The 22,712-nt window shown below is 73.7% G+C and carries 21 protein-coding genes; 11 read left to right on the forward strand and 10 right to left on the reverse strand.

Annotation, left to right across the window (positions count from 1 at the left end; all coding sequences use genetic code 11):
* Positions 1 to 10: 10 nt before the first annotated feature.
* The 9 genes from ITJ40_RS03700 to ITJ40_RS03740 all read left to right on the forward strand — a co-directional run bounded on the left by ITJ40_RS03700 (position 11) and on the right by ITJ40_RS03740 (position 9,772).
* Entirely contained in the window at positions 11 to 502 is a 492-nt protein-coding gene (locus tag ITJ40_RS03700) for a GNAT family N-acetyltransferase (RefSeq protein ID WP_194665794.1), read from the forward strand.
* Between the two features lie 105 nt (positions 503 to 607).
* Positions 608 to 1,567, forward strand: a complete 960-nt coding sequence (gene iolC / locus ITJ40_RS03705) for a 5-dehydro-2-deoxygluconokinase (RefSeq protein WP_194665795.1) — start codon at positions 608 to 610, stop codon at positions 1,565 to 1,567.
* On the forward strand, positions 1,564 to 2,505 hold the full coding sequence (locus tag ITJ40_RS03710) for a deoxyribose-phosphate aldolase (protein ID WP_194665796.1): 942 nt from the start codon (positions 1,564 to 1,566) through the stop codon (positions 2,503 to 2,505). Before iolC ends, ITJ40_RS03710 begins: the two co-directional genes overlap by 4 nt.
* A gap of 28 nt (positions 2,506 to 2,533) precedes the next feature.
* The gene (locus ITJ40_RS03715) at positions 2,534 to 4,039 is read left to right on the forward strand and encodes a CoA-acylating methylmalonate-semialdehyde dehydrogenase (RefSeq protein ID WP_194665797.1); all 1,506 of its coding nucleotides are present in this window, start codon (positions 2,534 to 2,536) and stop codon (positions 4,037 to 4,039) included.
* Positions 4,040 to 4,087: 48 nt separating this feature from the next.
* The gene (gene iolB / locus ITJ40_RS03720) at positions 4,088 to 5,056 is read left to right on the forward strand and encodes a 5-deoxy-glucuronate isomerase (protein ID WP_194665798.1); all 969 of its coding nucleotides are present in this window, start codon (positions 4,088 to 4,090) and stop codon (positions 5,054 to 5,056) included.
* Positions 5,053 to 6,969, forward strand: a complete 1,917-nt coding sequence (gene iolD / locus ITJ40_RS03725) for a 3D-(3,5/4)-trihydroxycyclohexane-1,2-dione acylhydrolase (decyclizing) (RefSeq protein ID WP_194665799.1) — start codon at positions 5,053 to 5,055, stop codon at positions 6,967 to 6,969. The genes iolB and iolD overlap by 4 nt, the downstream gene beginning before the upstream one ends.
* Before the next feature lie 99 nt (positions 6,970 to 7,068).
* Positions 7,069 to 8,031, forward strand: coding sequence for a sugar phosphate isomerase/epimerase (locus ITJ40_RS03730; RefSeq protein ID WP_194665800.1), 963 nt, complete (start codon positions 7,069 to 7,071; stop codon positions 8,029 to 8,031).
* A gap of 11 nt (positions 8,032 to 8,042) precedes the next feature.
* A complete protein-coding gene (locus tag ITJ40_RS03735; RefSeq protein WP_194665801.1) occupies positions 8,043 to 8,996 on the forward strand; it encodes a 3-hydroxyacyl-CoA dehydrogenase family protein in 954 nt (317 codons plus the stop codon).
* A 134-nt stretch (positions 8,997 to 9,130) separates the two neighbouring features.
* Positions 9,131 to 9,772, forward strand: coding sequence for a hypothetical protein (locus ITJ40_RS03740; RefSeq protein WP_194665802.1), 642 nt, complete (start codon positions 9,131 to 9,133; stop codon positions 9,770 to 9,772).
* A 7-nt stretch (positions 9,773 to 9,779) separates the two neighbouring features.
* Here ITJ40_RS03740 and ITJ40_RS03745 read toward each other — a convergent pair whose 3' ends face one another.
* From ITJ40_RS03745 to ITJ40_RS03790, 10 genes are all read right to left on the reverse strand, one after another.
* Positions 9,780 to 10,502, reverse strand: a complete 723-nt coding sequence (locus ITJ40_RS03745; protein ID WP_370531990.1) for a GntR family transcriptional regulator — start codon at positions 10,500 to 10,502, stop codon at positions 9,780 to 9,782.
* A 15-nt stretch (positions 10,503 to 10,517) separates the two neighbouring features.
* Positions 10,518 to 11,315 (reverse strand): triose-phosphate isomerase family protein, encoded by a 798-nt coding sequence (locus ITJ40_RS03750; RefSeq protein WP_194665803.1) that lies wholly within the window; start codon positions 11,313 to 11,315, stop codon positions 10,518 to 10,520.
* Between the two features lie 4 nt (positions 11,316 to 11,319).
* On the reverse strand, positions 11,320 to 11,781 hold the full coding sequence (locus ITJ40_RS03755) for a ribose-5-phosphate isomerase (protein ID WP_194665804.1): 462 nt from the start codon (positions 11,779 to 11,781) through the stop codon (positions 11,320 to 11,322).
* A gap of 31 nt (positions 11,782 to 11,812) precedes the next feature.
* A complete protein-coding gene (locus ITJ40_RS03760) occupies positions 11,813 to 13,549 on the reverse strand; it encodes a dihydroxyacetone kinase family protein (RefSeq protein ID WP_194665805.1) in 1,737 nt (578 codons plus the stop codon).
* A gap of 79 nt (positions 13,550 to 13,628) precedes the next feature.
* Positions 13,629 to 14,390 (reverse strand): GntR family transcriptional regulator, encoded by a 762-nt coding sequence (locus ITJ40_RS03765; protein WP_194665806.1) that lies wholly within the window; start codon positions 14,388 to 14,390, stop codon positions 13,629 to 13,631.
* A gap of 53 nt (positions 14,391 to 14,443) precedes the next feature.
* A complete protein-coding gene (locus tag ITJ40_RS03770) occupies positions 14,444 to 15,394 on the reverse strand; it encodes an ATP-binding cassette domain-containing protein (RefSeq protein WP_194665807.1) in 951 nt (316 codons plus the stop codon).
* Positions 15,391 to 16,434, reverse strand: coding sequence for an ABC transporter permease (locus tag ITJ40_RS03775; RefSeq protein ID WP_194665808.1), 1,044 nt, complete (start codon positions 16,432 to 16,434; stop codon positions 15,391 to 15,393). Before ITJ40_RS03775 ends, ITJ40_RS03770 begins: the two co-directional genes overlap by 4 nt.
* A gap of 102 nt (positions 16,435 to 16,536) precedes the next feature.
* Positions 16,537 to 17,514 carry a sugar ABC transporter substrate-binding protein gene (locus tag ITJ40_RS03780; RefSeq protein WP_194665809.1) on the reverse strand — a complete coding sequence of 326 codons (978 nt, stop codon included), beginning with the start codon at positions 17,512 to 17,514 and terminating at the stop codon, positions 16,537 to 16,539.
* A gap of 253 nt (positions 17,515 to 17,767) precedes the next feature.
* Positions 17,768 to 18,775 carry an inositol 2-dehydrogenase gene (gene iolG / locus ITJ40_RS03785; RefSeq protein WP_194665810.1) on the reverse strand — a complete coding sequence of 336 codons (1,008 nt, stop codon included), beginning with the start codon at positions 18,773 to 18,775 and terminating at the stop codon, positions 17,768 to 17,770.
* A 59-nt stretch (positions 18,776 to 18,834) separates the two neighbouring features.
* A complete protein-coding gene (locus ITJ40_RS03790) occupies positions 18,835 to 19,752 on the reverse strand; it encodes a sugar phosphate isomerase/epimerase (RefSeq protein WP_194665811.1) in 918 nt (305 codons plus the stop codon).
* Positions 19,753 to 20,058: 306 nt separating this feature from the next.
* On the opposite strand from ITJ40_RS03790, the gene ITJ40_RS03795 reads away from it, so the two are divergent.
* Both ITJ40_RS03795 and trxA read left to right on the forward strand, forming a co-directional pair.
* On the forward strand, positions 20,059 to 22,218 hold the full coding sequence (locus ITJ40_RS03795) for an ExeM/NucH family extracellular endonuclease (RefSeq protein WP_194665812.1): 2,160 nt from the start codon (positions 20,059 to 20,061) through the stop codon (positions 22,216 to 22,218).
* 85 nt (positions 22,219 to 22,303) lie between these two features.
* On the forward strand, positions 22,304 to 22,705 hold the full coding sequence (gene trxA, locus ITJ40_RS03800) for a thioredoxin (RefSeq protein ID WP_012037481.1): 402 nt from the start codon (positions 22,304 to 22,306) through the stop codon (positions 22,703 to 22,705).
* Positions 22,706 to 22,712 lie beyond the last annotated feature (7 nt).

Here is a 22,712-nt window from a genome sequence, read left to right on the forward strand (position 1 = left end):
CCTCGACGGCATGCAGATCCGCCCCGCCATCGACGCGGACTGGACGCGCGTCCACCCCTTCTACCGCGCGATCGTCGACGCCGGGCGCACCTACGCGCTCCCGGCCGGGCAGTCGCTCGAGGAGGCCCGCCCGAACTGGATGGCGGAGGCGCCGGGCCGCACCTTCGTGGCGGTGGGCGACGACGGCACCGTCCTCGGATCCGCGAAGGCCGGCCCGAACCGGCCGGGCCGCGGCGCGCACGTCGCCACGGGATCGTTCCTCGTGGATCCCGCGCACGGTGGCCGCGGCGTGGGGCGCGCGCTCGGCGAGCACGTCATCGCGTGGGCACGCGCGGAGGGCTACCGGGCGATCCAGTTCAACGCGGTCGTGGAGACGAACCACGCGGCGGTGCACCTGTGGCGGTCGCTCGGCTTCCGGATCGTCGGGACCGTCCCGGAGGCGTTCGACCACGCGGACGACGGGCTCGTCGGCCTGCACGTGATGCACCTGCCGCTCGACTGAGCCGGGCGGATCCGGCATGCCAGACCATGTGCACATGTCAGAACATAGGCTACGTTGAAGGGGCATCAGCACCGCCCCTCCCGCCGAAGAGAAAGCAGCGCCGACATGAGCCCTGCCCCGACCCCGATCCACGACGTGATCACGATCGGCCGAGTCGGCGTCGACCTCTACCCGCTCCAGGACGGCGTGGGCCTCGAGGACGTCGAGACCTTCGGCAAGTACCTCGGCGGGAGCGCGGCCAACGTGGCGGTCGCGGCCGCCCGGCACGGCCGATCCGCCGCGCTGATCTCGCGCGTCGGCGACGACCCGTTCGGCCGCTACGTCACGCGGGAGCTCGAGCGCCTCGGCGTCTCCGCGGAGTTCGTCACGCCCGTCGACGACCTGCCGACGCCCGTCACCTTCTGCGAGATCTTCCCGCCCGACGACTTCCCCCTCTACTTCTACCGCCGCCCGAAGGCGCCCGACCTCTGCATCGAGGCCGACGCGCTCGACACCGCGGCCATCGAGGGCGCGCGCGTCTTCTGGTCCACCGTCACGGGCCTCAGCGAGGACCCGAGCCGCAGCGCCCACCACGCCGCCTGGGCCGCCCGCGCCCGCCGGCCGCTCACGGTGCTCGACCTCGACTACCGGCCGATGTTCTGGTCGTCGCCCGCGGACGCGACCCGCGAGGTCGGCCGCGCGCTCGAGCACGTGACGGTCGCGGTGGGCAACCGCGAGGAGTGCGAGATCGCGGTGGGGGAGACGGATCCGCTGCGGGCCGCCGACGCGCTGCTCGACCGCGGCGTCGAGCTCGCGATCGTCAAGCAGGGCCCGAAGGGCGTGCTCGCGAAGACGCGCGAGGCGACCGTCGAGGTGCCGCCGTACCCGGTCGAGGTCGTCAACGGCCTCGGCGCGGGCGACGGCTTCGGCGGCGCGCTCGTGCACGGGCTGCTCGCCGGCTGGGACCTCGAGCGGATCCTGCGCTTCGCCAACGTCGCGGGCGCCATCGTCGCCTCCCGCCGCGAGTGCTCCACCGCCATGCCGACGACCGCCGAGGTCGACGCGGTGCTGGAGCGGATCCGATGACCGCGGTCGACGCCGCCAGGGCGCCCGCCGAGCTCGTCCGCGCGGGCGACCTCCCGGGCGCGCTCGCCGCCCTCCGCGACCTGCGCGCCACGGACCCCGACGCCGTCGCCCGCGCGCTCGCCGCCCGCGCGCGCCGCCCGCTGATCCGCGACGACGGCCGCCTGCTCATCGTCGCCGCCGACCACCCCGCGCGCGGCGCCCTCGGCGTCGGCGACGACCCGATGGCGCTCGCCGACCGCGACGAGCTGCTCGCCGGCCTCGCCACCGCCCTCACGCGCGACGGCGTCGACGGGGTGCTCGGCACCCCGGACATCGTCGACGACCTCGCGCTCCTCGGCCTCCTCGACGACAAGGTGGTCGTCGGATCCATGAACCGCGGCGGCCTGCGCGGCGCGACCTTCGAGATGGACGACCGCTTCACGGCCTACGACGTGGATGGCATCGTGCGCGACGGCCTCGACTTCGCGAAGACGCTCGTGCGGATCAACCTCGGCGACGCCGGCACGGCCGCGACCCTCGAGGCCAACGCCCGCGCGGTCGACGCCGCCGTGCGCGCCGGCCTGCCGATCATGCTCGAGCCGTTCATGAGCGCCTGGCAGGACGGCCGGATCGTCAACGACCTCACGCCCGACGCCGTGATCACCTCGATCGCCGTCGCGTCGGGCCTCGGCTCGTCGTCCGCGCGCACGTGGATGAAGCTGCCCGTCGTCGACGACATGGCCCGCGTCATGGCCGCGACCACCCTGCCCACGCTGCTGCTCGGCGGGGATCCGCAGGGCGCGAGCGAGGACACCTGGGCCGGCTGGGAGCACGCGCTCGACCTCCCCGGCGTCCGCGGCCTCGTCGTCGGCCGCACGCTGATCCACCCGGCCGACGGCGACGTCGCCCGCGCGGTCGACCAGGCCGTCGACCTGGTGCACGGCCGCCCCCGCTCCTGACATCCGATCCCGACCGCCTGAGGACACCATGACCGACACCGCCCCGCTCCCCGTCGTCCCGCACTGGATCGACGGTGCCCGCTCGCCCTCGGCCTCCGGCCGCACGGCTCCCGTCTACGACCCCGCGCGCGGCGTCGTCACGAAGGAGGTCGCGCTCGCCGACGGCGACGAGATCCAGCGCGCCGTCGCGTCGGCGCACGCCGCGTTCCCCGCCTGGCGCGACCTGTCGCTCGCCAAGCGGCAGGCGATCCTCTTCCGCTTCCGCGAGCTGCTGGAGGCCGAGAAGGGCGAGCTCGCGGAGATCATCACGTCGGAGCACGGCAAGGTCGTGAGCGACGCGCTCGGCGAGATCACCCGCGGCCAGGAGGTCGTGGAGTTCGCGACCGGCCTCGCGCACCACCTCAAGGGCGAGTACTCGGAGCAGGTGTCCACGGGCGTCGACGTGTACTCGACGAAGCAGCCGCTCGGCGTCGTCGGGATCATCTCGCCGTTCAACTTCCCCGCGATGGTGCCGATGTGGTTCTTCCCCATCGCCATCGCGGCCGGCAACGCCGTGATCCTCAAGCCCAGCGAGAAGGACCCGAGCGCCGCCATCTGGATCGCCGAGCTGTGGAAGCGCGCGGGCCTCCCCGACGGCGTCTTCACCGTGCTCAACGGCGACAAGGAGGCGGTGGACGGGCTGCTCACGCACCCGGACGTGCGCGCGATCTCGTTCGTCGGATCCACGCCCATCGCCCAGTACGTCTACGAGACGGGCACGAAGCACGGCAAGCGCGTGCAGGCCCTCGGCGGCGCCAAGAACCACATGCTCGTGCTGCCCGACGCCGACCTCGACCTCGTGGCCGACTCCGCCGTGAACGCGGGCTTCGGCTCGGCGGGCGAGCGCTGCATGGCGATCTCCGTGGTCGTCGCGGTCGAGCCCGTCGCGGACGCGCTCATCGAGCGGATCACGTCGCGCATGTCGGGCCTCCGCGTGGGCGACGGTCGCCGCGGCTGCGACATGGGGCCGCTCGTCACCGAGGCCCACCGCGACAAGGTCGCCTCCTACATCGCCATCGCCGAGGAGGACGGCGCGCGCGTCGTCGTCGACGGCCGCGGCATCGAGGTGGACGGCGAGGCCGACGGCTTCTGGCTCGGCCCGACGCTCATCGACGAGCTGCCTACGAGCTCGCGCGCCTACACGGAGGAGATCTTCGGACCCGTGCTGGGCGTCGTGCGCGTGCGCTCCTACGAGGAGGGCGTGGCGCTCATCAACGCGGGCGCGTTCGGCAACGGCACGGCGATCTTCACGAACGACGGCGGGGCCGCGCGCCGCTTCCAGAACGAGGTGCAGGTCGGCATGATCGGGATCAACGTCCCCATCCCCGTGCCCGTCGCCACGTTCTCGTTCGGCGGCTGGCGCTCGAGCCTCTTCGGCGACACCAAGGCGCACGGGGCCGAGGGCGTGCGGTTCTTCACGCAAGCCAAGGCGATCACCAGCCGCTGGCTCGACCCGTCGCACGGCGGCGTCGACCTCGGCTTCCCGCAGAACTGACACCCCCCCACCCGGCCGGCCGGGCACCCGACGACGACGGAGACGCGCATGACGACGAACGAGTGGCTGCACCCGCGTGGCAGCATCGGCCGCGACGGCTGGGAGAGCGTGGTCGACGGATCCGTCCCCGGCTGGCAGCACACGGGCCTCCGGGTCGCCGTGCTCGCCGACGGCGAGGAGCTCGCGCTGCCGGCCGCGGGAGTGGAGCGCATGGTCGTGCCGCTCGCGGGATCCTTCGCCGTGCGGCACCGGGAGGCCGACGGCGAGGAGCGCGTCACCGACCTCGAGGGCCGCGCGTCCGTCTTCGCGGGACCCACGGACGTGCTCTACCTGTCGTGCGACGCGAGCGCGGTGCTCACCGGATCCGGCCGCGTGGCCGTCGCCGAGTCGCCCGCCACCCGGCACGTGCCGAGCCACCGGATCGCCCGCGAGGACGTGCCCGTCGAGCTGCGCGGCGCCGGCCGGTCGAGCCGCCAGGTGCACAACTTCGGGACCCCCGGCACGCCCGGATCCCTCGACGCCGAGCGCCTCATCGTCTGCGAGGTGCTGACGCCGGCCGAGAACTGGTCGAGCTACCCGGCGCACAAGCACGACGAGGACAGGCCGGGGGAGGAGTCGGAGCTGGAGGAGATCTACTACTTCGAGACCGCCGTCGGGAAGGGCCTCGAGGCGCCTGCCGACGCGGACCCGTTCGGCCTCTTCCACACCTCCTCGTCGCCCGCGGGGGAGATCGCGATCGACGCCGTCGTGCGCACGGGCGACGTCGCGCTCGTGCCGTACGGCTACCACGGGCCGGCCGTCGCGGCGCCCGGCTACGACCTCTACTACCTCAACGTGATGGCGGGTCCGAGCGCCGACCGCGCCTGGCTCATCAGCGACCACCCGGCGCACGGCTGGATCCGCGGCACGTGGGCCGGGCAGGAGATCGACCCGCGCCTGCCGTTCACCGCCGACGCCGCGGCCGCCGGCGACACGCCCCACGCCTCCGACCCCGACCAGGAAGCCGCGTCCCGATGACCGAGCCCACCACCCGCATGACCGTCAGCCAGGCGCTCGTCGCGTTCCTCGCGAACCAGTGGACGGTCGACGGCGACCACCGCGAGCGCACCATCCCCGGCGTCTTCGGGATCTTCGGCCACGGCAACGTGGCCGGCATCGGCCAGGCCCTCATGCAGGCCAACACGCAGGATCCCGACCTCATGCCGTACCACCAAGCCCGCAACGAGCAGGCGATGGTCCATCAGTCCGTCGGCTTCGCGCGCATGCACCGCCGCCTCGCGACCTACGCGAGCGCGGCATCGGTCGGGCCGGGCGCCGCCAACATGCTCACGGGCGCGGCCCTCGCGACGGCGAACCGGCTGCCGGCGCTGCTCCTGCCGAGCGACACGTTCGCGACCCGGGTGGCGGATCCGGTGCTGCAGCAGCTCGAGCACCCGCACGACTTAGGGCTCAGCGTCAACGACGCCTTCCGCCCGCTGTCCCGCTTCTTCGACCGCGTGCAGCGGCCCGAGCAGCTGTACTCGATCGCGCTCGCGGCCATGCGCGTGCTCACGGACCCGGCCGAGACCGGCGCCGTGACCATCGCGCTGCCCGAGGACGTGCAGGCGGAGGCGCTCGACGTGCCGCTCGCGTTCCTCGCACCGCGCGAGTGGCACCTGCGCCGGCCCCTGCCCGAGCGTGGCCCGCTCGCGCGCGCCGTGCAGGCGATCCGGGATGCCCGCACGCCGTTCATCGTCGCGGGCGGCGGCGTGATCTACTCCGCGGCCGAGCAGGCGCTGCTGCGCTTCGCCGAGGCCACGGGCATCCCGGTCGGCACGACGCAGGCCGGCGGCGGATCCCTCGCCTGGGACCACCCGCAGTACGTCGGCGGGATCGGCGCCACCGGATCCACCGCCGCGAACCGCCTGGCCGCGGAGGCCGACGTCGTGATCGGCATCGGCACGCGCTACTCCGACTTCACGACCGCGAGCCGCACGGCGTTCCAGCGCCCGGACGTGACCTTCGTGAACGTCAACGTCGCCGCGTTCGACGCCTACAAGCACGGCACGCAGCTGCCCGTGGTCGCCGACGCGCGCGAGACGCTGGAGGCGCTGATCGAGGCGCTCGCCGGCACGCGCGTCGACGCCGCGTACGCCGACCGCATCGCCCGCGAGAAGCGCGAGTGGGACGCCGCCGTCGACCGCGCGCTCGCCCCCACGGGCGGCGCGCTGCCCGGCCAGCCCGAGATCATCGGCGCCGTCCAGGCCGCGACCGACCCGCGCGACGTCGTCGTGCAGGCGGCCGGATCCCTGCCCGGCGACCTCCACAAGCTGTGGCGCGTCCGCGACGCGCTCGGCTACCACGTGGAGTACGCGTTCTCGTGCATGGGCTACGAGATCCCCGGCGGGCTCGGCGTGAAGCGCGGCGCGGAGGCGCTCGGCGACGACCGCGACGTGATCGTCATGGTGGGCGACGGCTCCTACCTCATGCTGCACACCGAGCTCGTGACGGCGGTGGCCGAGGGGATCAAGATCATCGTCGTCGTCATCCAGAACCACGGCTATGCGTCCATCGGCCACCTCTCCGAGACGGTCGGCACCGAGCGCTTCGGCACCCGCTACCGGCAGCTCGACCCGGAGACGCGGAACTTCGAGGGCCGCGAGCCGCTGCCCGTGGACCTCGCGGCGAACGCGCGCAGCTACGGCGTCGACGTGATCGAGGTCGCGCCCGGCCCCGACGCCACGACCGCGCTCGGCGAGGCGGTGCGGCGCGCCAAGGCGTCCGACCGCACCACCGTGATCCACGTGGAGAGCGACCCGCTCGTCTACGGCCCCGACGGCGAGGGCTGGTGGGACGTGCCGGTGCCCGGCGTCTCCGAGATGCCCTCGACGCAGGCGGCGCACGCGGAGTACGTGGAGCGGAAGAGGGCGCAGCGACCGCTGCTCGGCTGACGCGTACTGGGTGCCGGAGCGGCCCTGGCCGCCCGGATGCTATTTCCTATAGGATCTGGATCCCGGGCATCCGGGACCCGACGACCGCGATGGAGCAGCATGCCGGAGACGAACGCGACCCACCCCGCCCCGGCATTCACCGCCGCGGACTGGCCCATCGCCACGTGCCTGCACGGCTTCGCCACGGTCGGCCGCGACGGCACCGCGCTGCACGACGCCGACACCGCGGTGTGGGATCGCATGTTCGCCGACATCGCGCGCGAGGGCTTCACCCTGGCCGAGCTCGCCGACAGCCATGTCCGCCCGGCGGACCTCGAGCCCGCCCGCCGCGACGAGCTCGTCTCCGTCGCCCGGGACCACGGCGTCGGCATCCCGTCGGTGCACCTCCAGCGGCAGAGCGTGATCATGCCGGGCCACGAGGCGCAGAACCTCGCCTACGCGCACCGCACCATCGACGCGATCGCCGAGATGGGCATGGAGGTCTTCTCGACGGGCCTGCACCAGCCGTTCAGCGACGCGCAGCGGAAGGCGCTGTGGTTCTGGACCGCCCCGGGCCCGAAGGACCCCGACGACCCCGAGGTGTGGGCGGCCGCCGTCACGCGCCTCCGCGAGCTCGGCCGGCACGCCGCCGACCTCGGCCTCCGCATGGCGCTCGAGATGTACGAGGACACCTACCTCGGCACGGCCGACAGCGCGGTCCGGCTCGTGGAGGAGATCGGCCTCGACAACGTGGGGCTGAACCCCGACGTCGCGAACCTCATCCGCCTGCACCGCCCCGTCGAGAGCTGGCGCGAGCTGTACGCGAAGACGCTGCCGTACGCCAACTACTGGCACGTGAAGAACTACATGCGCGACGAGGCGGCCGACGGCAGCTGGGCGACCAGCGTGCCCACCACCATGAAGGCCGGCCTCATCGACTACCGGCAGGTGATCCGCGACGCGGTCGAGCTCGGCTTCGACGGGATCATCCTCACCGAGCAGTACGGCGGCGACAGCCTCGGCGTCTGCGCGGAGAACCGCGACTACATCCGCACGCTGCTGCCGCAGACGCGCGACGCTTAGGAGAGGGCACCATGACCGCACGCAACATCGCCATCGTCGGATCCGGGTACATGGGCGGCGGCATCGCGCAGGTGCTCGCGCTCGCGGGCGCGCGGGTGCGCATCGCCGACATCTCGGAGGAGATCGCCGTCGCGAACCACGGGCGCCTGCTGGAGGAGGCGGCGAGGTTCGTCGCCGACGGGCTGTTCCCCGCCGACGCCGTGGAGCGGATCAGCGCCGCCGTGACCCCCGCCGCGTCCATCGAGGAGGCCGTCGCCGACGCCGACTTCATCGAGGAGGCCGTGCCGGAGAAGCTCGAGATCAAGCACGCGACGCTGCGCCGGATCTCGGCGGCGGCCCGGCCCGACGCGGTCATCGGATCCAACACCTCCACCATCCTCATCGGCTCGCTCGCCGAGGCCGTCACGAACCCGGAGCGGTTCCTCGGCGTGCACTTCTCGAACCCGGCGCCGTTCATCCCGGGCGTCGAGCTGATCCCGCACGCGGGCACGGACGAGTCGGCCGTCGCGATGGCCGAGGAGATCGTCGCGGCCACGGGCAAGGAGACCGCGCGCGTCACCGACTCCACGGGCTTCGTGCTCAACCGCCTGCAGTACGCGCTCTTCCACGAGGCGACGCAGATCGTGGAGGAGGGCATCGCGACCCCCGAGGACATCGACACGATCGTCCGCACCACCTTCGGCTTCCGCCTGCCGGTCTTCGGCCCGTTCGCGATCGCCGACATGGCCGGCCTCGACGTCTACGCGTTCTGCTACGCGTCGCTGCAGACCCGCTGGCCCGAGCGGTTCGCGACGCCGGCCTCGCTCCAGGCGCACGTCGATGCGGGCGAGTACGGCACCAAGACCGGATCCGGCTACCTCGACGTGCCCGCCGAGCGCACCGCGGCGCTCGTCGCGTACCGGAACAAGGCCTACGTGGCGATCAAGGAGCTGATGGACGAGCTGGGGCCGGCGCCGATCGGGTGAGTCCGGGGGACGAGTCGGCGCCGGTCCGCTCGCCCGCTCGCCCGCCCGCTCAAGCGAGAAGTCCTCTCCTCGGATGAGGGACGTGCTGCTCCTCACCGACGACGCGGCGTGCGCGCGATGTCACGCTCGGGTGCATGCCCCGTCGTGTCACCGCAGTCCTCCTCGCCGTGTCGGGATCGGTGCTCGCGTTGGCCGCCGTGGCTGCTGCTGTCCTCGTCGCGCACACTGATCCGGCGCGGGTGCTCGTCGTGGGAGAGCTCGGGCCGGGGACCCTGTGGGAGGTCACGTGGATCGGCGGCGGCCTCGCCTTCGTCGTCGCCCTCGTCGTCGGGACCTCAGCGGTCACCGCGGGTGTGCACCGCGTGATCCGCATCGGCGCGATGTCGCTCGCGGTGGTGACGGCCGTCGGGGTGTCGCTCCTGCTGTGCCTCTACGTCCTGTTCTCGATGCTCGGCACCGTCCGGTACCTCGATGTCGGCACCGTAGACGGCCAGATGGTGGCTGTGGCCGAGGGGTCGTCGCTCGCAGGGGTGTCGGTGTCCGTGGGCCGTCGGGAGGGCTGGTCCTTCGTCCCCGCGCCGCCCTCCGCTCCGGACCGATCGCCTTCCTCGATGAGCGTGGACGGCGGGCCGCCGCCGTCGAGCGAGGGCGGCTACCGCATGCGGCGTGACGGCGGCGATGTGGTGGTCACGTTCTCGATCGCGGGCGAGGAGCACGAGCTCCGCGTCGGATCCGCGTCCGGGGGCGACGGCGAGGAGGCGGCCCGCGCTCGATGAGGGGGCGTCACGCCGACGTCGCGTCGTCCGCGTCCCGGCGCGACCGCTCCCGCACCCGCTCGATGTGCGCCCGCATCGCGGCGGCCGCCGCCTCGGGACCCTCGGCGACCGCGGCGATGATCGCGCGGTGCTCGTGCACGGCGTCGTCGGCGTCGTGCACGCCCGTGCGCATCGTCTGCCGCATGCGGTGGACGCGCGTGGATATCGCCTCCGACATGTCGAGGAGGAACGGGTTGGCCGTGGCCTCGAAGATCCGGTGGTGGAAGTCCCAGTCGACGACGAAGTACTCCCGGATGAGCGCGACCGGCATCTCGGCGCCGTCCGCCGCCGCGCGGATCCGCCGGGTCGTCTCCTCGTGCGCGGCGAGGGCCTCCCGGAGCGCGGGCACGAGCCGACCCGGATCCGCGGCGGCCAGCGCCGTCGCCCCGCTCTCGAGCACGAGCCGCGCGTCGAACAGCGCCTCCAGCTGCTCCCCGGCGATGGGCGGCGCGACCCGGTAGCCCTTGTGGGCCTCGCGCGCGACGAGACCGGTGCGCTCCAGCTGCACGAGCGCCTCACGCACGGGTGTGGGGGAGACGTGGAGGTCGCGCGCGATCTGGTCGATGGCGAGCCGGGACCCCGGCTCCATCGCGGATCCCATCAGCATGTCGAGCACGAGGTCGTAGACGCGGTCGCGGAGCCCCTGCCGGGCGGGCATCGAGGTCGCGTCGAACGGGAGGCCGGTGGTCACCAGGACAGTCTGCCGTCAGCGGGCGGCGTCGGACGCCGGGCGGGCCGCGGCGCGCGCGTGCACCTCGTCGAGGATCGCCCGGACCGCCCGCGGGTCGTGCGCGAACCGGCCGAGGAAGAGGCCGTCGACGTCGTCGCCGATGCGGGTGAGGAGGTCGGGGCCGGCGCTGCCGCCGTAGATCACGGCGGATGCCGGGTGCGCGTCGAGGCCCCGCACGTGCGCGCGCAGGCGGCGGCAGACACCGCGGATGTGCGCGTCGGGCGCCGGCTCGGCCGCGCCGATCGCCCACTGCGGCTCGTACGCGACGACGATGCGGCCGCCGTGCCCGGCCTCGCGGGCGAGGGCGAGCGCGTCGTCGAGCTGGCGGATGCACTCGTGGGCGGCGTCGGTCGGATCCCCGTGCGCCTCCTCGCCGACACAGAGGATCGGCACCAGCCCGGCCCGCAGCGCCGCGTCCGCCTTCCTCCGCACGACCTCGTCCGTCTCGCCGAAGAGGCGCCGGCGCTCGGCGTGCCCGACCTCGACGAACGCGCCGCCCAGCTCCCGGATCTGCCCGCCCGACACCTCGCCCGTGAACGCCCCGGCGTCCTCGGTGGCGAGGTCCTGCGCGCCCACGGCGGCGAGCCCGTCGAGGATGCCGACGGCGGCCGGCACCGACAGGTACGACGGCAGCACCACGAGCTCGGCCTCGCCGCCCGTCGTCGCCGGATGCGCGCGCGCGATCGCCGCGACGGCCTCGCACCACGCGACCGTCTCCGCGTGCCCGAGGTGCATCTTCAGGCTCACGCCGATCACCGCCGGCCGCGCGGTCACGCGCCTACCTCGTCTCGTACGCGCGGATCTCGTCCACCTTGTCGGCCGACGCGCTCGACGTGTCGAACTCGTACGTCAGCCACTCGCGCACGTTGCGCCGCGCGAGCTCGACGCCGACGACCCGCTGGCCCATGCACAGGACCTGCGCGTCGTTGGACAGCACGCTCCGCTCCACCGAGAAGCCGTCGTGCGCGGTGACGGCGCGGATCCCGGCCACCTTGTTCGCCGCGATCGCCATGCCGAGGCCCGTGCCGCAGATCAGCACGGCCCGGTCGGCCTCGCCGCGCGCGACCATCTCGGCGGCGGTGGTCGCGACGGTCGGGTAGTTGGTGTGGCCGTCGGCGTCGACGCCCACGTCCACCACCGAGGCGACGAGGCCGCTCGCCTCGAGGTCGGCCTTGATCGCCTCCTTGTGGTCGTATCCCGCGTCGTCCGCGCCGACGACGATGCGCCAGGTCCTGGTCATCCGGTCCTCCTCCTGGTGGTGCTGCTGGGTCTCACCGGTCGGCGAGCGTGCGGCCGACGGCCGCGGCGATGAGCGCGAGCGAGATCGCGCCCGGGTCGGGGGTGCCGACGGAGCGCTCGCCGTGGGCGCGGGCGCGGCCGATGCCGGGCCTCATCGCGGCGGTGGCGTCGGCGGCCTCCTGCGCGGCGGCGCTCGCGGCGGCCCAGGCCTCCGCGAGCGGCGCGCCGGATCCGACCCGCTCGGCGAGCGCCTCGGCGAACGGCACGAGCGCGTCGACCATCGTCTTGTCGCCGAGCGCGGCCTTGCCGTGGTCCATGACCGCGTCGCGCGCGGCGCCCACGCCCGCGGCGACGGACTCGGCGGTCACGGGATCCGCGTCCGCGTCGTCGAGCGCATCGCCCACCGCCTGCAGGATCAGGCCCCAGAGCGCGCCCGAGGTCCCACCGCCCCTGTCCGACCACGCGTCGCCCGCGAGCCGGAGCGCCGTGCGCGCGCCGGCGCCCTGCGCGACGGCCGACGCCGCCCGCTCCGAGGCCGCGCGGGATCCCCGCAGCATGCCGATCCCGTGGTCGCCGTCGCCCGCGACCGCGTCGAGGCGGCCGAGCTCGTCGGCGTGCTCCGCGACGACCGCGTGCGCGGCGTCGAGTGCGGCCGCGATCCGGGCGGCCGCCTGCCGCGACGCGTCCGTGGCGTCCGGGATCGCGGCGTCGACCTCGTCCTCCTCGCGCGCGTCCACCGGCTGCAACGCGGACCCGTCGAACGCCCCGCTGCGGAAGGCCGGGGTGTCGGCGGGAGCCGTCCACAGCCGCTCGAGCTCCTCGTCGAGCCAGAACAGCGTGAGGGACGCGCCCGCCATGTCGAAGCTGGTGCAGAACTCGCCGACCTGCGGATCCACGAGCGTGATCCCCGCCTCCTCGAGCAGATCGGCCACGCGCGTGAACACGACGAACAGCTCCTCGGTCTTCACGGATCCGAGGCCGTTGAGCACCGGCACGACGCGCGCGCCGCGCACCGACACGTCCTCCGGGATCTCGGCGTCGGCGAGCAGCTGCGTCACGAACAGCTCGGCCAGGCCGTCTGCCGAGGGGATGTCGGTCTCGTCGATGCCGGGCTCGCCGTGGATCCCGAGCCCGATCGCCATGCGCCCCTCCGGCACCGAGAACAGCGGCTCATCCGCGCCCGGCAGCGTGCAGCCCGTGAACGCGACGCCCATCGACCGGGTGCGCGCGTTCGCGAGCCGGGCGACGCGCTCGGCGCCGTCGAGGTCGTAGCCCGCGGCGGATGCGGCGCCCGCCGCCTTGAACACGGTGAGGTCGCCCGCGATGCCGCGGCGCTTGGCCTGCTCGTCAGGGGAGGCGCTGAAGATGTCGTCCGTCACGACGACCGTGCGGCAGTCGATCCCGTCGCCGCGCACGCGCTCCTGCGCGTCGTCGAAGTGCAGCACGTCGCCCGCGTAGTTGCCGTAGAGGAGGAGCGCGCCCCGGCCCTGCTCGCTCGAGCGGATCACCGACTCGACCTGGTGCGCGGACGGCGACGCGAAGAGGTTGCCCATCGCGGCGCCGTGCGCGAGGCCCGGCCCGACGAGCCCGCCGAACGCGGGGTAGTGGCCGGATCCGCCGCCGATGACGACCGCCACCTCGGGCTCGGCCGCGCGTGTCGAGCGGGAGACACCGCCGTGCACGCGTCGGACCCACCGGCCGTTGGCGCGGACGAAGCCGTCCGTCATGTCGTCCGCGAAGTCAGCGGGGTCGTTCCAGAGCCGGGTCATCCGTGGAGTCCTCCTCATCGAGCACGTGAGGAGATCCTATAGGATATTGGATCCGTTCGGCAGGGGCGGGGGGCTCGCACTACCGGTCGACGAGCGTGATCTCGAACGAGTACAGGTCGGGCCGGTAGCAGTGCTGGCCGTACTCCACGGCGCGACCCGAGCTGTCGAACGCCGTGCGCGACATCGTGAGCACGGCGCCGCCGCGCGGCAGGTCGAGCAGGCGCGCCTCGGACGCGGTGGCCGCGCGGGCGCCGATGCGCTGCTTGGCGACCCGCATGATCACGCCGCGTCCGCGCAGCAGCTGGTAGAGCCCGTGGGTGGCGAGGTCGTCCGGTTCGAGGTCGACGAACGGCGCGGGGAGCACGTTGTCGAGGATCGCGAGCGGCACGCCGTCGGCCGTGCGCAGCCGCGTGAGGTGCAGCACGGGGCTGCCGACCTCGACGCCCAGCGCCTCGGCGACCTTCTCGTCGGCCTCGCCGCGGGACGACGACAGCATCTCGGTCCGCGGCGTCTGGCCCTGCCGCTCCAGGTCCTCGTAGAGGCTCGTGAGCTCGACGTTCCGGGTGACCCGGCCGTGCACCACCTGCGTGCCGATGCCGCGGCGGCGCACGAGCAGGCCCTTGTCGACGAGGTCCTGGATCGCCCGCCGGATGGTCGGGCGCGAGAGCCCGAGCCGGGCGCCGAGCGCGATCTCGTTCTCGAGCCGCGCTCCCGCGGGCAGGGTGCCGTCGTGGATCGCCGTCTCCAGCAGGTTGGCCACCTGGTAGTAGAGGGGGACGGGTCCCGAGCGGTCGAGCGCGAGGAACAGGTCGGGGGGCAGGATCTGCTCCGGTTGCGTCACGTCGATCGCTCCCTCGTAGGTCAGGTCAACGCCTCATCCTGGCATGCGGCCGTTCAGCGGCCCGCCGCCGGCGCCGCACCCTCCGGCCCCGCGCCCGGCTCCGGGTCGGAGCCCGGGTCGCGCGCGAGCTCGTGCGCCAGCGAGTCCAGCTCCGCGCCGCCGGCCATGAGGCTCGTCAGCTCGCCCAGCGTGATCTCGTCCTTCTCGAACGTGCCCAGGCTGGATCCGCGGTTGAGCAGCAGGAACCGGTCGCCCACCGGGAACGCGTGGTGCGGGTTGTGCGTGATGAAGACCACGCCGAGCCCCCGGTCGCGCGAGCGTGCGATGTACCGCAGCACGACGCCGGACTGCTTGACGCCGAGCGCGGCGGTCGGCTCGTCGAGGATCAGCACGCGCGCGCCGAAGTGCACGGCCCGGGCGATGGCGACGCACTGGCGCTCGCCGCCGGACAGCGTGCCGATCGGCTGGTCCACGTCGCGCAGGTCGATGCCCATCTGCGCGAGCTGCTCGTGCGTGATCGCCTTCATCGCGGCCACGTCGAGCCGACGGAACGGCCCCTTGCCCTTCGTGATCTCCGAGCCGAGGAAGAAGTTCCGCCACACGGGCATGAGCGGCACGACCGCGAGGTCCTGGTAGACGGTCGCGATGCCGGCCTGCAGGGCGGCGCGCGGGGAGCCGAGGGTCACGGGCTCGCCGTCGAGGAGCATCGTGCCCTCGCTCGGCGCGTGCACGCCCGCGAGCATCTTGATGAAGGTCGACTTGCCTGCGCCGTTGTCGCCGAGCACGCACGTGACCTGGCCCGCGGCGACGACGGTCGAGACGCCCGTGAGCGCGTTGACCGCGCCGTAGCTCTTGCCGATGTCGCGGACCTCGAGGATGGTCGTGCCGACGGGAGGCAGCGGGGGAGTGGGGCGTCCGCCCGCCTCCTCGGCCGCTCCCGGGACGGCGCCCGCGAGGGGCTCGGACGCGAGGGCCGCGGCGCTCGCGCTCGTCTCGGCGCTCATCGTCCGCCTCCCGCGCGTCGGCGCACCAGGTCGTTGAGGAGCACGGCGGCCAGCAGCATCCCGCCGAGCACCGTGCGCAGCCAGTTCGTGTCCCACTGGGCGAAGGTGATGCCCTGGAAGACCATGCCGTAGATCAGCGCGCCGAGCGCCGCGCCGACGGCCGAGCCGAAGCCGCCCGTGAGCAGGCAGCCGCCGACGACCGCGCAGATGATGTAGATGAACTCCTGGCCGACGCCCGTGTTCGCCTGCACCGTGGAGGTGCGGAACAGCGAGATCATGCCGACGAGCCAGGCCGCGCCCGCCGTGCCCATGAAGAGCCCCACTTTCGTCGTGAAGACCGGGACGCCCACCTGGCGGGCGGACTCCTTGGCGCCGCCGACCGCGAAGATCCAGTTGCCGGCACGCGTGCGCAGGAGGATCCAGGTGGCGACCGCCGCGACCGCGAACCACCACAGGACCGAGACGTAGAAGTTGCCGCCGCCGATCTGGAGCGACGACCCGAAGATCGGCTGGATGGCGTCGTAGGACGGCACCTTCGTCATGCCCTGGATGGCGACCTGGCCCGTGATGAGCTTCGTGACCGCGAGGTCGACGCCCGCGAGCGCGAAGAACGTGCCGAGCGTCACGATGAAGCTCGGCAGGCCGGTCTTCATCACGAGGAAGCCGTTCAGCGCGCCGACCGCGAGGGCCGCGACGAGGGAGACGAGCACCGCCACCCAGATGCTGAGCCCGTAGTGCGACGTGAGGATGCCGACCACGAGGGCCGAGAAGCCCGTCATCACGCCGGCGGAGAGGTCGAACTCGCCGCCGATCATCAGCATCGCGACGGCGACCGCCATGATCCCGAAGGTCGATGCGGACTCGAGCCACACCCCCGCGCCGGCGAGGGTGAGGAACTGCGGCGTGTAGAGGGAGAAGAACACCAGCACGGCGAGGGCGGCCACGAGGGCGCCGATCTCCGGTCGGGCGAGGATCTTGCGGATCGGCCTGTTCTCGAGGCGCGGCCTCGTGGCGATCGTCACGATGTCCGTCGTGGTCAACGCGGGGCTCCTTCGGTGAGCGTCGGGGAGTGCGGGGCGGTGCGGGGGATTTGGAGGGCCGGACGGCGGGCCGGGCGCTTCGGGCGCGCCCGGCTCGACCGCCTAGCGGGTGCCGTTCTTCGCGAACTCGGCGACCTGCGCCGCGTTGTCCTTCGTGACGAACGCGGGTCCGGAGTAGACGGGCTGGCCGCCCCCGATGACGTTGCCGTTCGTGGCGTAGAGGTCGAGCGCGGTGATCCCGAGGAAGCCCTGCACGTACGGCTGCTGGTCGACCGCGAACAGGATCTTGTCGGCCTCGACCGCGCTCACGACGTCCTCCGAGAGGTCGAACGTGCCGATCTTCGCCGAGCTCCCCGACTCCTCGACCGCGCCGACCGCGTCGAGCGCGTACTGGCCGCCGAGCGTGAGCACGCCGTCGATGGAGGGATCCGCCTGCAGCTTCGACTTGATGGTCGCCTTCACGTCCGCGTCGTTCGTGCCGTCGACCTGGAGGTTCGCCATCTGGCCGGAGAAGGTGCTCGCCGCGGAGGAGCAGCGCTCCTCGAGGCCGACGTTGCCGGCCTCCTGGATCACGCAGAGCGCGTTCTTCAGGCCCGCGTCGCCGAGGCGCTTGCCGACGGCCTCGCCCGCGACCGTCTCGCTCTGGCCGATGTGGGTGATGGCGCCGAACTCGGCCGAGCGCTCGATGCCGGAGTTGATCGTGACCACGGGGATGCCCGCCGCCACGGCCTTCTCGACGCTGTCCTTCACGCCGTCCGGGTTCGCCATGGAGACCACGATCCCGTTCACCTTCTGCGCGACCGCGTTGTCGATGAGCTGCGACTGCTTGGCGGGATCCGGGTCCGAGTTGTACGTGACGGTGGCGCCGTACTGGCCGCCTGCGGTCTCGGCGCCCGACTTGACGCGGTCCCAGAAGGCGTCGCCCGTCGCGCCGTGCGTGACCAGCGCGAACGTGAGGTCGCCGCCTCCGCTCGCGCCGCCCGCGGTGGGCGGGGCCTCCTGCCCGGTGCCCGCGCACGAGGTGAGGAGGAACCCGGCCGCGACCGCGAGGCCGAGGGGGGCGAGGAATCTGTTCTTCATCGAATGCTCCTTGTCGGGCGGACGCCCGCGTGCGGGGTCCTGGACGTCGTCGTCGGGGCGATCTTCGTCCCGCCCGACGTGCTTTGTCAACACATGCTGACAAGACGGATCCCAGTCGGGACCCGTCGTCGTCCGGCGGGCTCCCCGCCCGGTCCGACCCTCAAGTGTGCCGCCTCCTCGGCGCATGCCGCGCGCGCGACGACGCCCGACCGCGGCGCGCGCGGTCGGGCGGGTCGTGCGTGGAGCCCCTCGGTCAGAGCGAGACGGGCACCGCCACGCGCTCCTCGGCCGAGCGCTGCGCCGCGTCCGCGAGCACGAGCGCCGCGCGGCCGTCGGCGAAGGTCGGGCTGTCGGAGGCCTCGCCGCGCGCCAGCCGGATGAAGGCGCGCAGCTCCGCGACGTACGCGGCGGCGTAGCGCTCGAGGAAGAAGTCCTGGTACGGCGGCTTGCCCTCCACGCTCGCGGCGGTCGAGACGCTGACGAGGCTCGTGAGCGCGTTCGCCACCTGCAGGGATCCGCGCGACCCGAACGCCTCGATCCGCTGGTCGTACCCCACGGCGCTGTGCCGCGAGTTCGTGATGACCACGAGAGCGCCGGTGGACGCGCGCAGCGTCACGACCGCCGTGTCGAAGTCGCGGTGCTCGCGTGCCCCGGGGTCGAAGGTCGTGGATCCGGTCGCCTGCACCTCGACGATGTCGGGCAGGAAGTACCTCGCCATGTCGAGGTCGTGGATGGTCATGTCGCGGAAGATCCCGCCGGAGACCGCCACGTACGCGGCGGGCGGCGCGGCGGGATCGCGGCTCGTGATCGACAGCTGCTCCAGCTCCCCGATCTCGCCCGCGGCCACGCGGGCGCGCGCCTCCGCGAAGGCCGGGTCGAAGCGGCGGTTGAAGCCGAGCGCCACGGGCACGCCGGAGGACAGCACGCGGGGGAGGAGCGCATCCACCCGCGCGATGTCGAGGTCGATGGGCTTCTCGCACAGCACGGGCAGGCCGGCGTCGATCGCCTGCGCGATGAGGTCGACGTGCGTGGGCGTGGGCGACGCGATGAGGACCGCGTCGATCCCGCCGGAGGCCATCATGGCGGCGGCGTCCTCCGTCACCGTGCCGCCGAGGCGCGCGGACAGCGCGCGGGCGCCGTCGACGAAGGGGTCGCAGATCCACGCGAGCTCCGCGTCGGGATCCGCGGCGATGTTCGCGGCGTGGACCTGGCCGATGCGGCCGGTGCCGATCAGGCCGAAGCGCAGGGGGGTGGTGGTCATGTCGTGGATCCTCGTGTGTCGTGGTGGTGGTTCCGGTGCGCGGTGGGTCGCGCGCCGGATCAGGCCCAGGTGCGGAGCGCCTCGCGGTTGACGCGCTGGTCCTCCGTGCGCTCGGCCCGGAAGCGGCGGATGTCGGCGTCGGGCGCGTTGAGCACGTCCTGCTCCACCACCACCCAGCCGTCGTAGCCCTGCGCCTCGATCGCGGCCATCACGCTCGCGAGGTCGACGTCGCCGCGCCCGAACGCCACGAAGGCGCCGGAGGACCACACCTCGCGCATGCCGCCGCCCGCGGCGAGCACGCGGCGGAGCTCGGCGCCGTCGACGTCCTTGAGGTGCAGGTGGGTGATCCGCGCGCCCCAGCGGGAGATCGCCGCGAGCGGGTCGCCGCCCGCGATGACGAGGTGGCCGGTGTCGAGGGTGAGGCCCACGTCGACGGCGTCGAGGAACCGGTCGATCTCCGCGGGCGACTCCACGAAGGTGCCCGCGTGGTGGTGGAAGGTCGGCTCGAAGCCCGCGGCGCGCGTGATCTCCGCGGCCCGCGCGGTGTTGCGGACGAGCCGCGGCCACGCGGTGTCGTCGAGCGGGTCGGCCTCGGCGCCGCGGCCGGGGGCGGCGGCACGGGTGGCGGATCCGGCGTCGGCGAGCGTCGGCAGCGGCAGGCGCGCCGGCCCGGCCTCGGCGGCCTCCTGGAACACGCGCAGCGAGGCGTCGAGCTCGGGGAGCGCGGCCTGGAACGCGTCGTCGTCGGAGAGGGGGAGCTGGATCCAGCCGCCCGCGAGCTCGAGGCCCGCGCCCGCGAGCCGGTCGCGCAGCTCGCGCCCGCGCCCGAGGTAGCCGACGGGGCCGAGGTCGATGCCGGAGTAGCCGGTCTCGGCGAGGGCCTCGACCATGTCGTCCGGCGTGACGACCTCGGCGCCCTCGGGCGTCAGCTCGAACACGCCGAAGCTCACGGGCGCGCCGGCGACGGTCGCCCTCACGCGGCGGCTCCCGCGGGCCGGGTCGCGCGGTCCGTCGCGGCGGCGCGGGATGCGGGGGTGGTGCGTGTCTGGACCATGCGGCGTCGCACTGCTCCTCGGGCCGGCGGGCGGGATGTTTGTCCTGACGATAGTACGTGGGAGAGGCGCTCCGCCATCGTCCGGCCTGTCCGCCCGGCGCGCCGCGACGAACGCGTGACGGGCCGGTGACGATCCGGTTGCGGCCCGCCGCCCGGGGGCCCGCCCGGCCTACGCTCGACGGGAGATCCCCCGCGCGGGGGAACCCGCGACGCCGAGGGGGACGACGCCATGCACGACACCCAGACCGCACCCGGATCCGGATCGGGATCCGCCGTCGTGACGGCGGGGCACCGCGCGACACGGGCCCGCCGCGTCGCCCGCCCGCTGGCCGTCGCGACCGCCCTGGCCCTCGGGCTCTCCGCGCTCGTCGCGTCGCCCGCCGAGGCCGCGACCGTCGCCATCGCCGACGTGCAGGGCACGGGCAGCGCGACCCCGTTCGCCGGACGCGTCGTCACGGTCGAGGGGGTCGTCACCGCCGACTACCGCGGGGCGAGCGGCTACGCGGGGATCGTGATCCAGACCCGGGGCTCCGGCGGCGCCGCCGACGCGACGCCGGGCGCCTCCGACGGGATCTTCGTCTACCTCGCCAGCGCCGACCCGGCCGTCGCGATCGGCGACCTCGTGCGCGTCACGGGCACCGCCTCCGAGCGCCAGGGCCAGACCCAGATCGCCGCGACGGCGACCGACCTCGTCGAGGCCGGCGTCGGCGTCCCCGCCGCCACCCCGCTGCCCGACACGCTGCGCGGCGCCGACCGCGAGTCGCTCGAGAGCATGCTCGTGACGCCGACGGGCGACTACCGCGTCGGATCCGCGCACCAGCTCGACACCTACGGCACGCTCTGGCTGAGCGCGGGCGCCGACCTGCCCGTCAAGGCCACCGACGTCGTGCGCCCGGGCGCCGAGGCCGACCGGATCGCCGCCGACAACCGCGCCAGGCGCCTCCTCCTCGACGACGGCTACAACATCCAGCTCACGAACGGCGCGTACCCCGCGGGCGCGACGCAGCCCTACTACACGGCCGACCGCGTGGTGCGGAACGGCGACGTGCCGGTCTTCCCCGCCCTGCCGTACGTGCTCGCCTACGGGTTCGACGACTGGCGCCTCCAGCCCACGACGCCGCTCACGTCGCTGGATGCGGCCGGCCGCGTGCCGACCTTCACGAGCGGGAACCCGCGGCCCGCGTCCTCGCCCGAGGTGGGCGGCGACGTGCGCATCGCCGGGTTCAACGTCCTCAACTACTTCACGACGCTCGGCGAGCGCGGCGCCGCCACCGCGGAGGGGTTCCGGAAGCAGCGCGCGAAGATCGTGACCGCGATCACCGGCCTCGACGCCCAGGTCGTGACGCTCATGGAGATCGAGAACTCGACCCGGTTCGGCGAGCCGGCGGACACCGCGACGGCCGACCTCGTACGCGGGCTCAACGACGCCGCGGGGAAGAGCGTGTGGGACTACGTGCGCACGCCCGCCGCGCTCGCGTCGACGCCCACGGACGAGATCCAGAACGCGATCATCTACCGCACGGACGCCGTCACGCCCGTGGGCGCCGCGGCCACGCAGATCGACGAGACCGTGTGGGGCAACGCCCGCGAGCCGATCGCGCAGTCCTTCCGCGGGGGCGACCGGACGTTCACGGTCGTCGCGAACCACCTCAAGTCGAAGTCCGGATCCGGCACGCAGCCCGCCGACGGCCAGGGCTTCTTCAACGCCGACCGGGTGGCGCAGGCGAAGGCCGTGGCGCGCTTCGCGGGCGAGCTCGAGGCGTCGAGCGGATCCGACCTCCTCTACCTCCTCGGCGACTTCAACGCCTACTCGGAGGAGGACCCGATCCAGGCCCTCCGCGACGCCGGCTTCGTCGACCTCGTGGCCGCGAAGGCGCCCGGTCAGCGCACCTACTCCTTCGACGGCGAGGTCGGATCCCTCGACCACGTCCTCGCGACCCGCGCCGGCGCCGCGGCGGTCACGGGCGTCGGGGTGTGGGACGTCAACGCGCCGGAGTGGGCGGCGCGCGAGTACGGCGGCGCCGCGACCGACGGATCCAGCGCCTTCCGCTCCAGCGACCACGACCCCGTGAAGGTGGGCCTCGACACGATCCGCGACGCCTCGACCCTCGTCGGGTACGCCGACCGCCTCCTCGTCCGCAGCGGGCAGCCGGTCAGGTACTCCGTGAAGCTCGCCGCGGGCGCGACGGCTCCGGCGGGCCGCGTGCAGATCCTCGACGGGGGCCGCGCGATCGCCTCCGTCGACGTCACCGCGGCCGACGCCGGGCGCGCGACCGTCACGCTCCCGAAGCTGGCGCGCGGGATCCACCTCATCACCGCGAGCTACGCGGGCGGCGACCAGGCGAAGGGGTCGAGCACCGTCTGGCCGTCGATCGTCCTCGTCTGGTAGCCGCCCGCCGCACGCGGAATGCGCGGGCCGCGCGCCCGGTTGCACCCCGAGACCGCACGAACCGAGCACGAGAAGAGGACGCACCATGGCCACCACCGAGCTGACCGCCGAGAACTTCGAGAGCATCGTCGACTCCAACGGCATCGTCGTCGTCGACTTCTGGGCCGACTGGTGCGGCCCCTGCAAGCAGTTCGCGCCCGTCTTCGACAAGTCGAGCGAGAAGCACGCCGACATCGTCCACGGCAAGGTCGACACCGAGGCGCAGCAGTTCCTCGCGCAGCAGGCGAACATCTCCGCCATCCCGACGCTCATGATCTTCAAGGACCAGACGCTCATCTTCAGCCAGGCCGGCGCGCTGCCCGCCCCGGCGCTCGAGTCGCTGATCGAGGAGGTGCGCGCCGTCGACGTGGCCGCCCTCAAGGAGCAGGCCGCCGCGGAGGCCGCGCAGGCGACGCCCGGCGCGAGCGCCGACCCGACCGCGATCTGATCCGCGC

This window comes from Clavibacter sp. VKM Ac-2872 (genome assembly GCF_015351105.1).
In the GTDB taxonomy this organism is placed as follows: Bacteria; Actinomycetota; Actinomycetes; order Actinomycetales; family Microbacteriaceae; genus Clavibacter.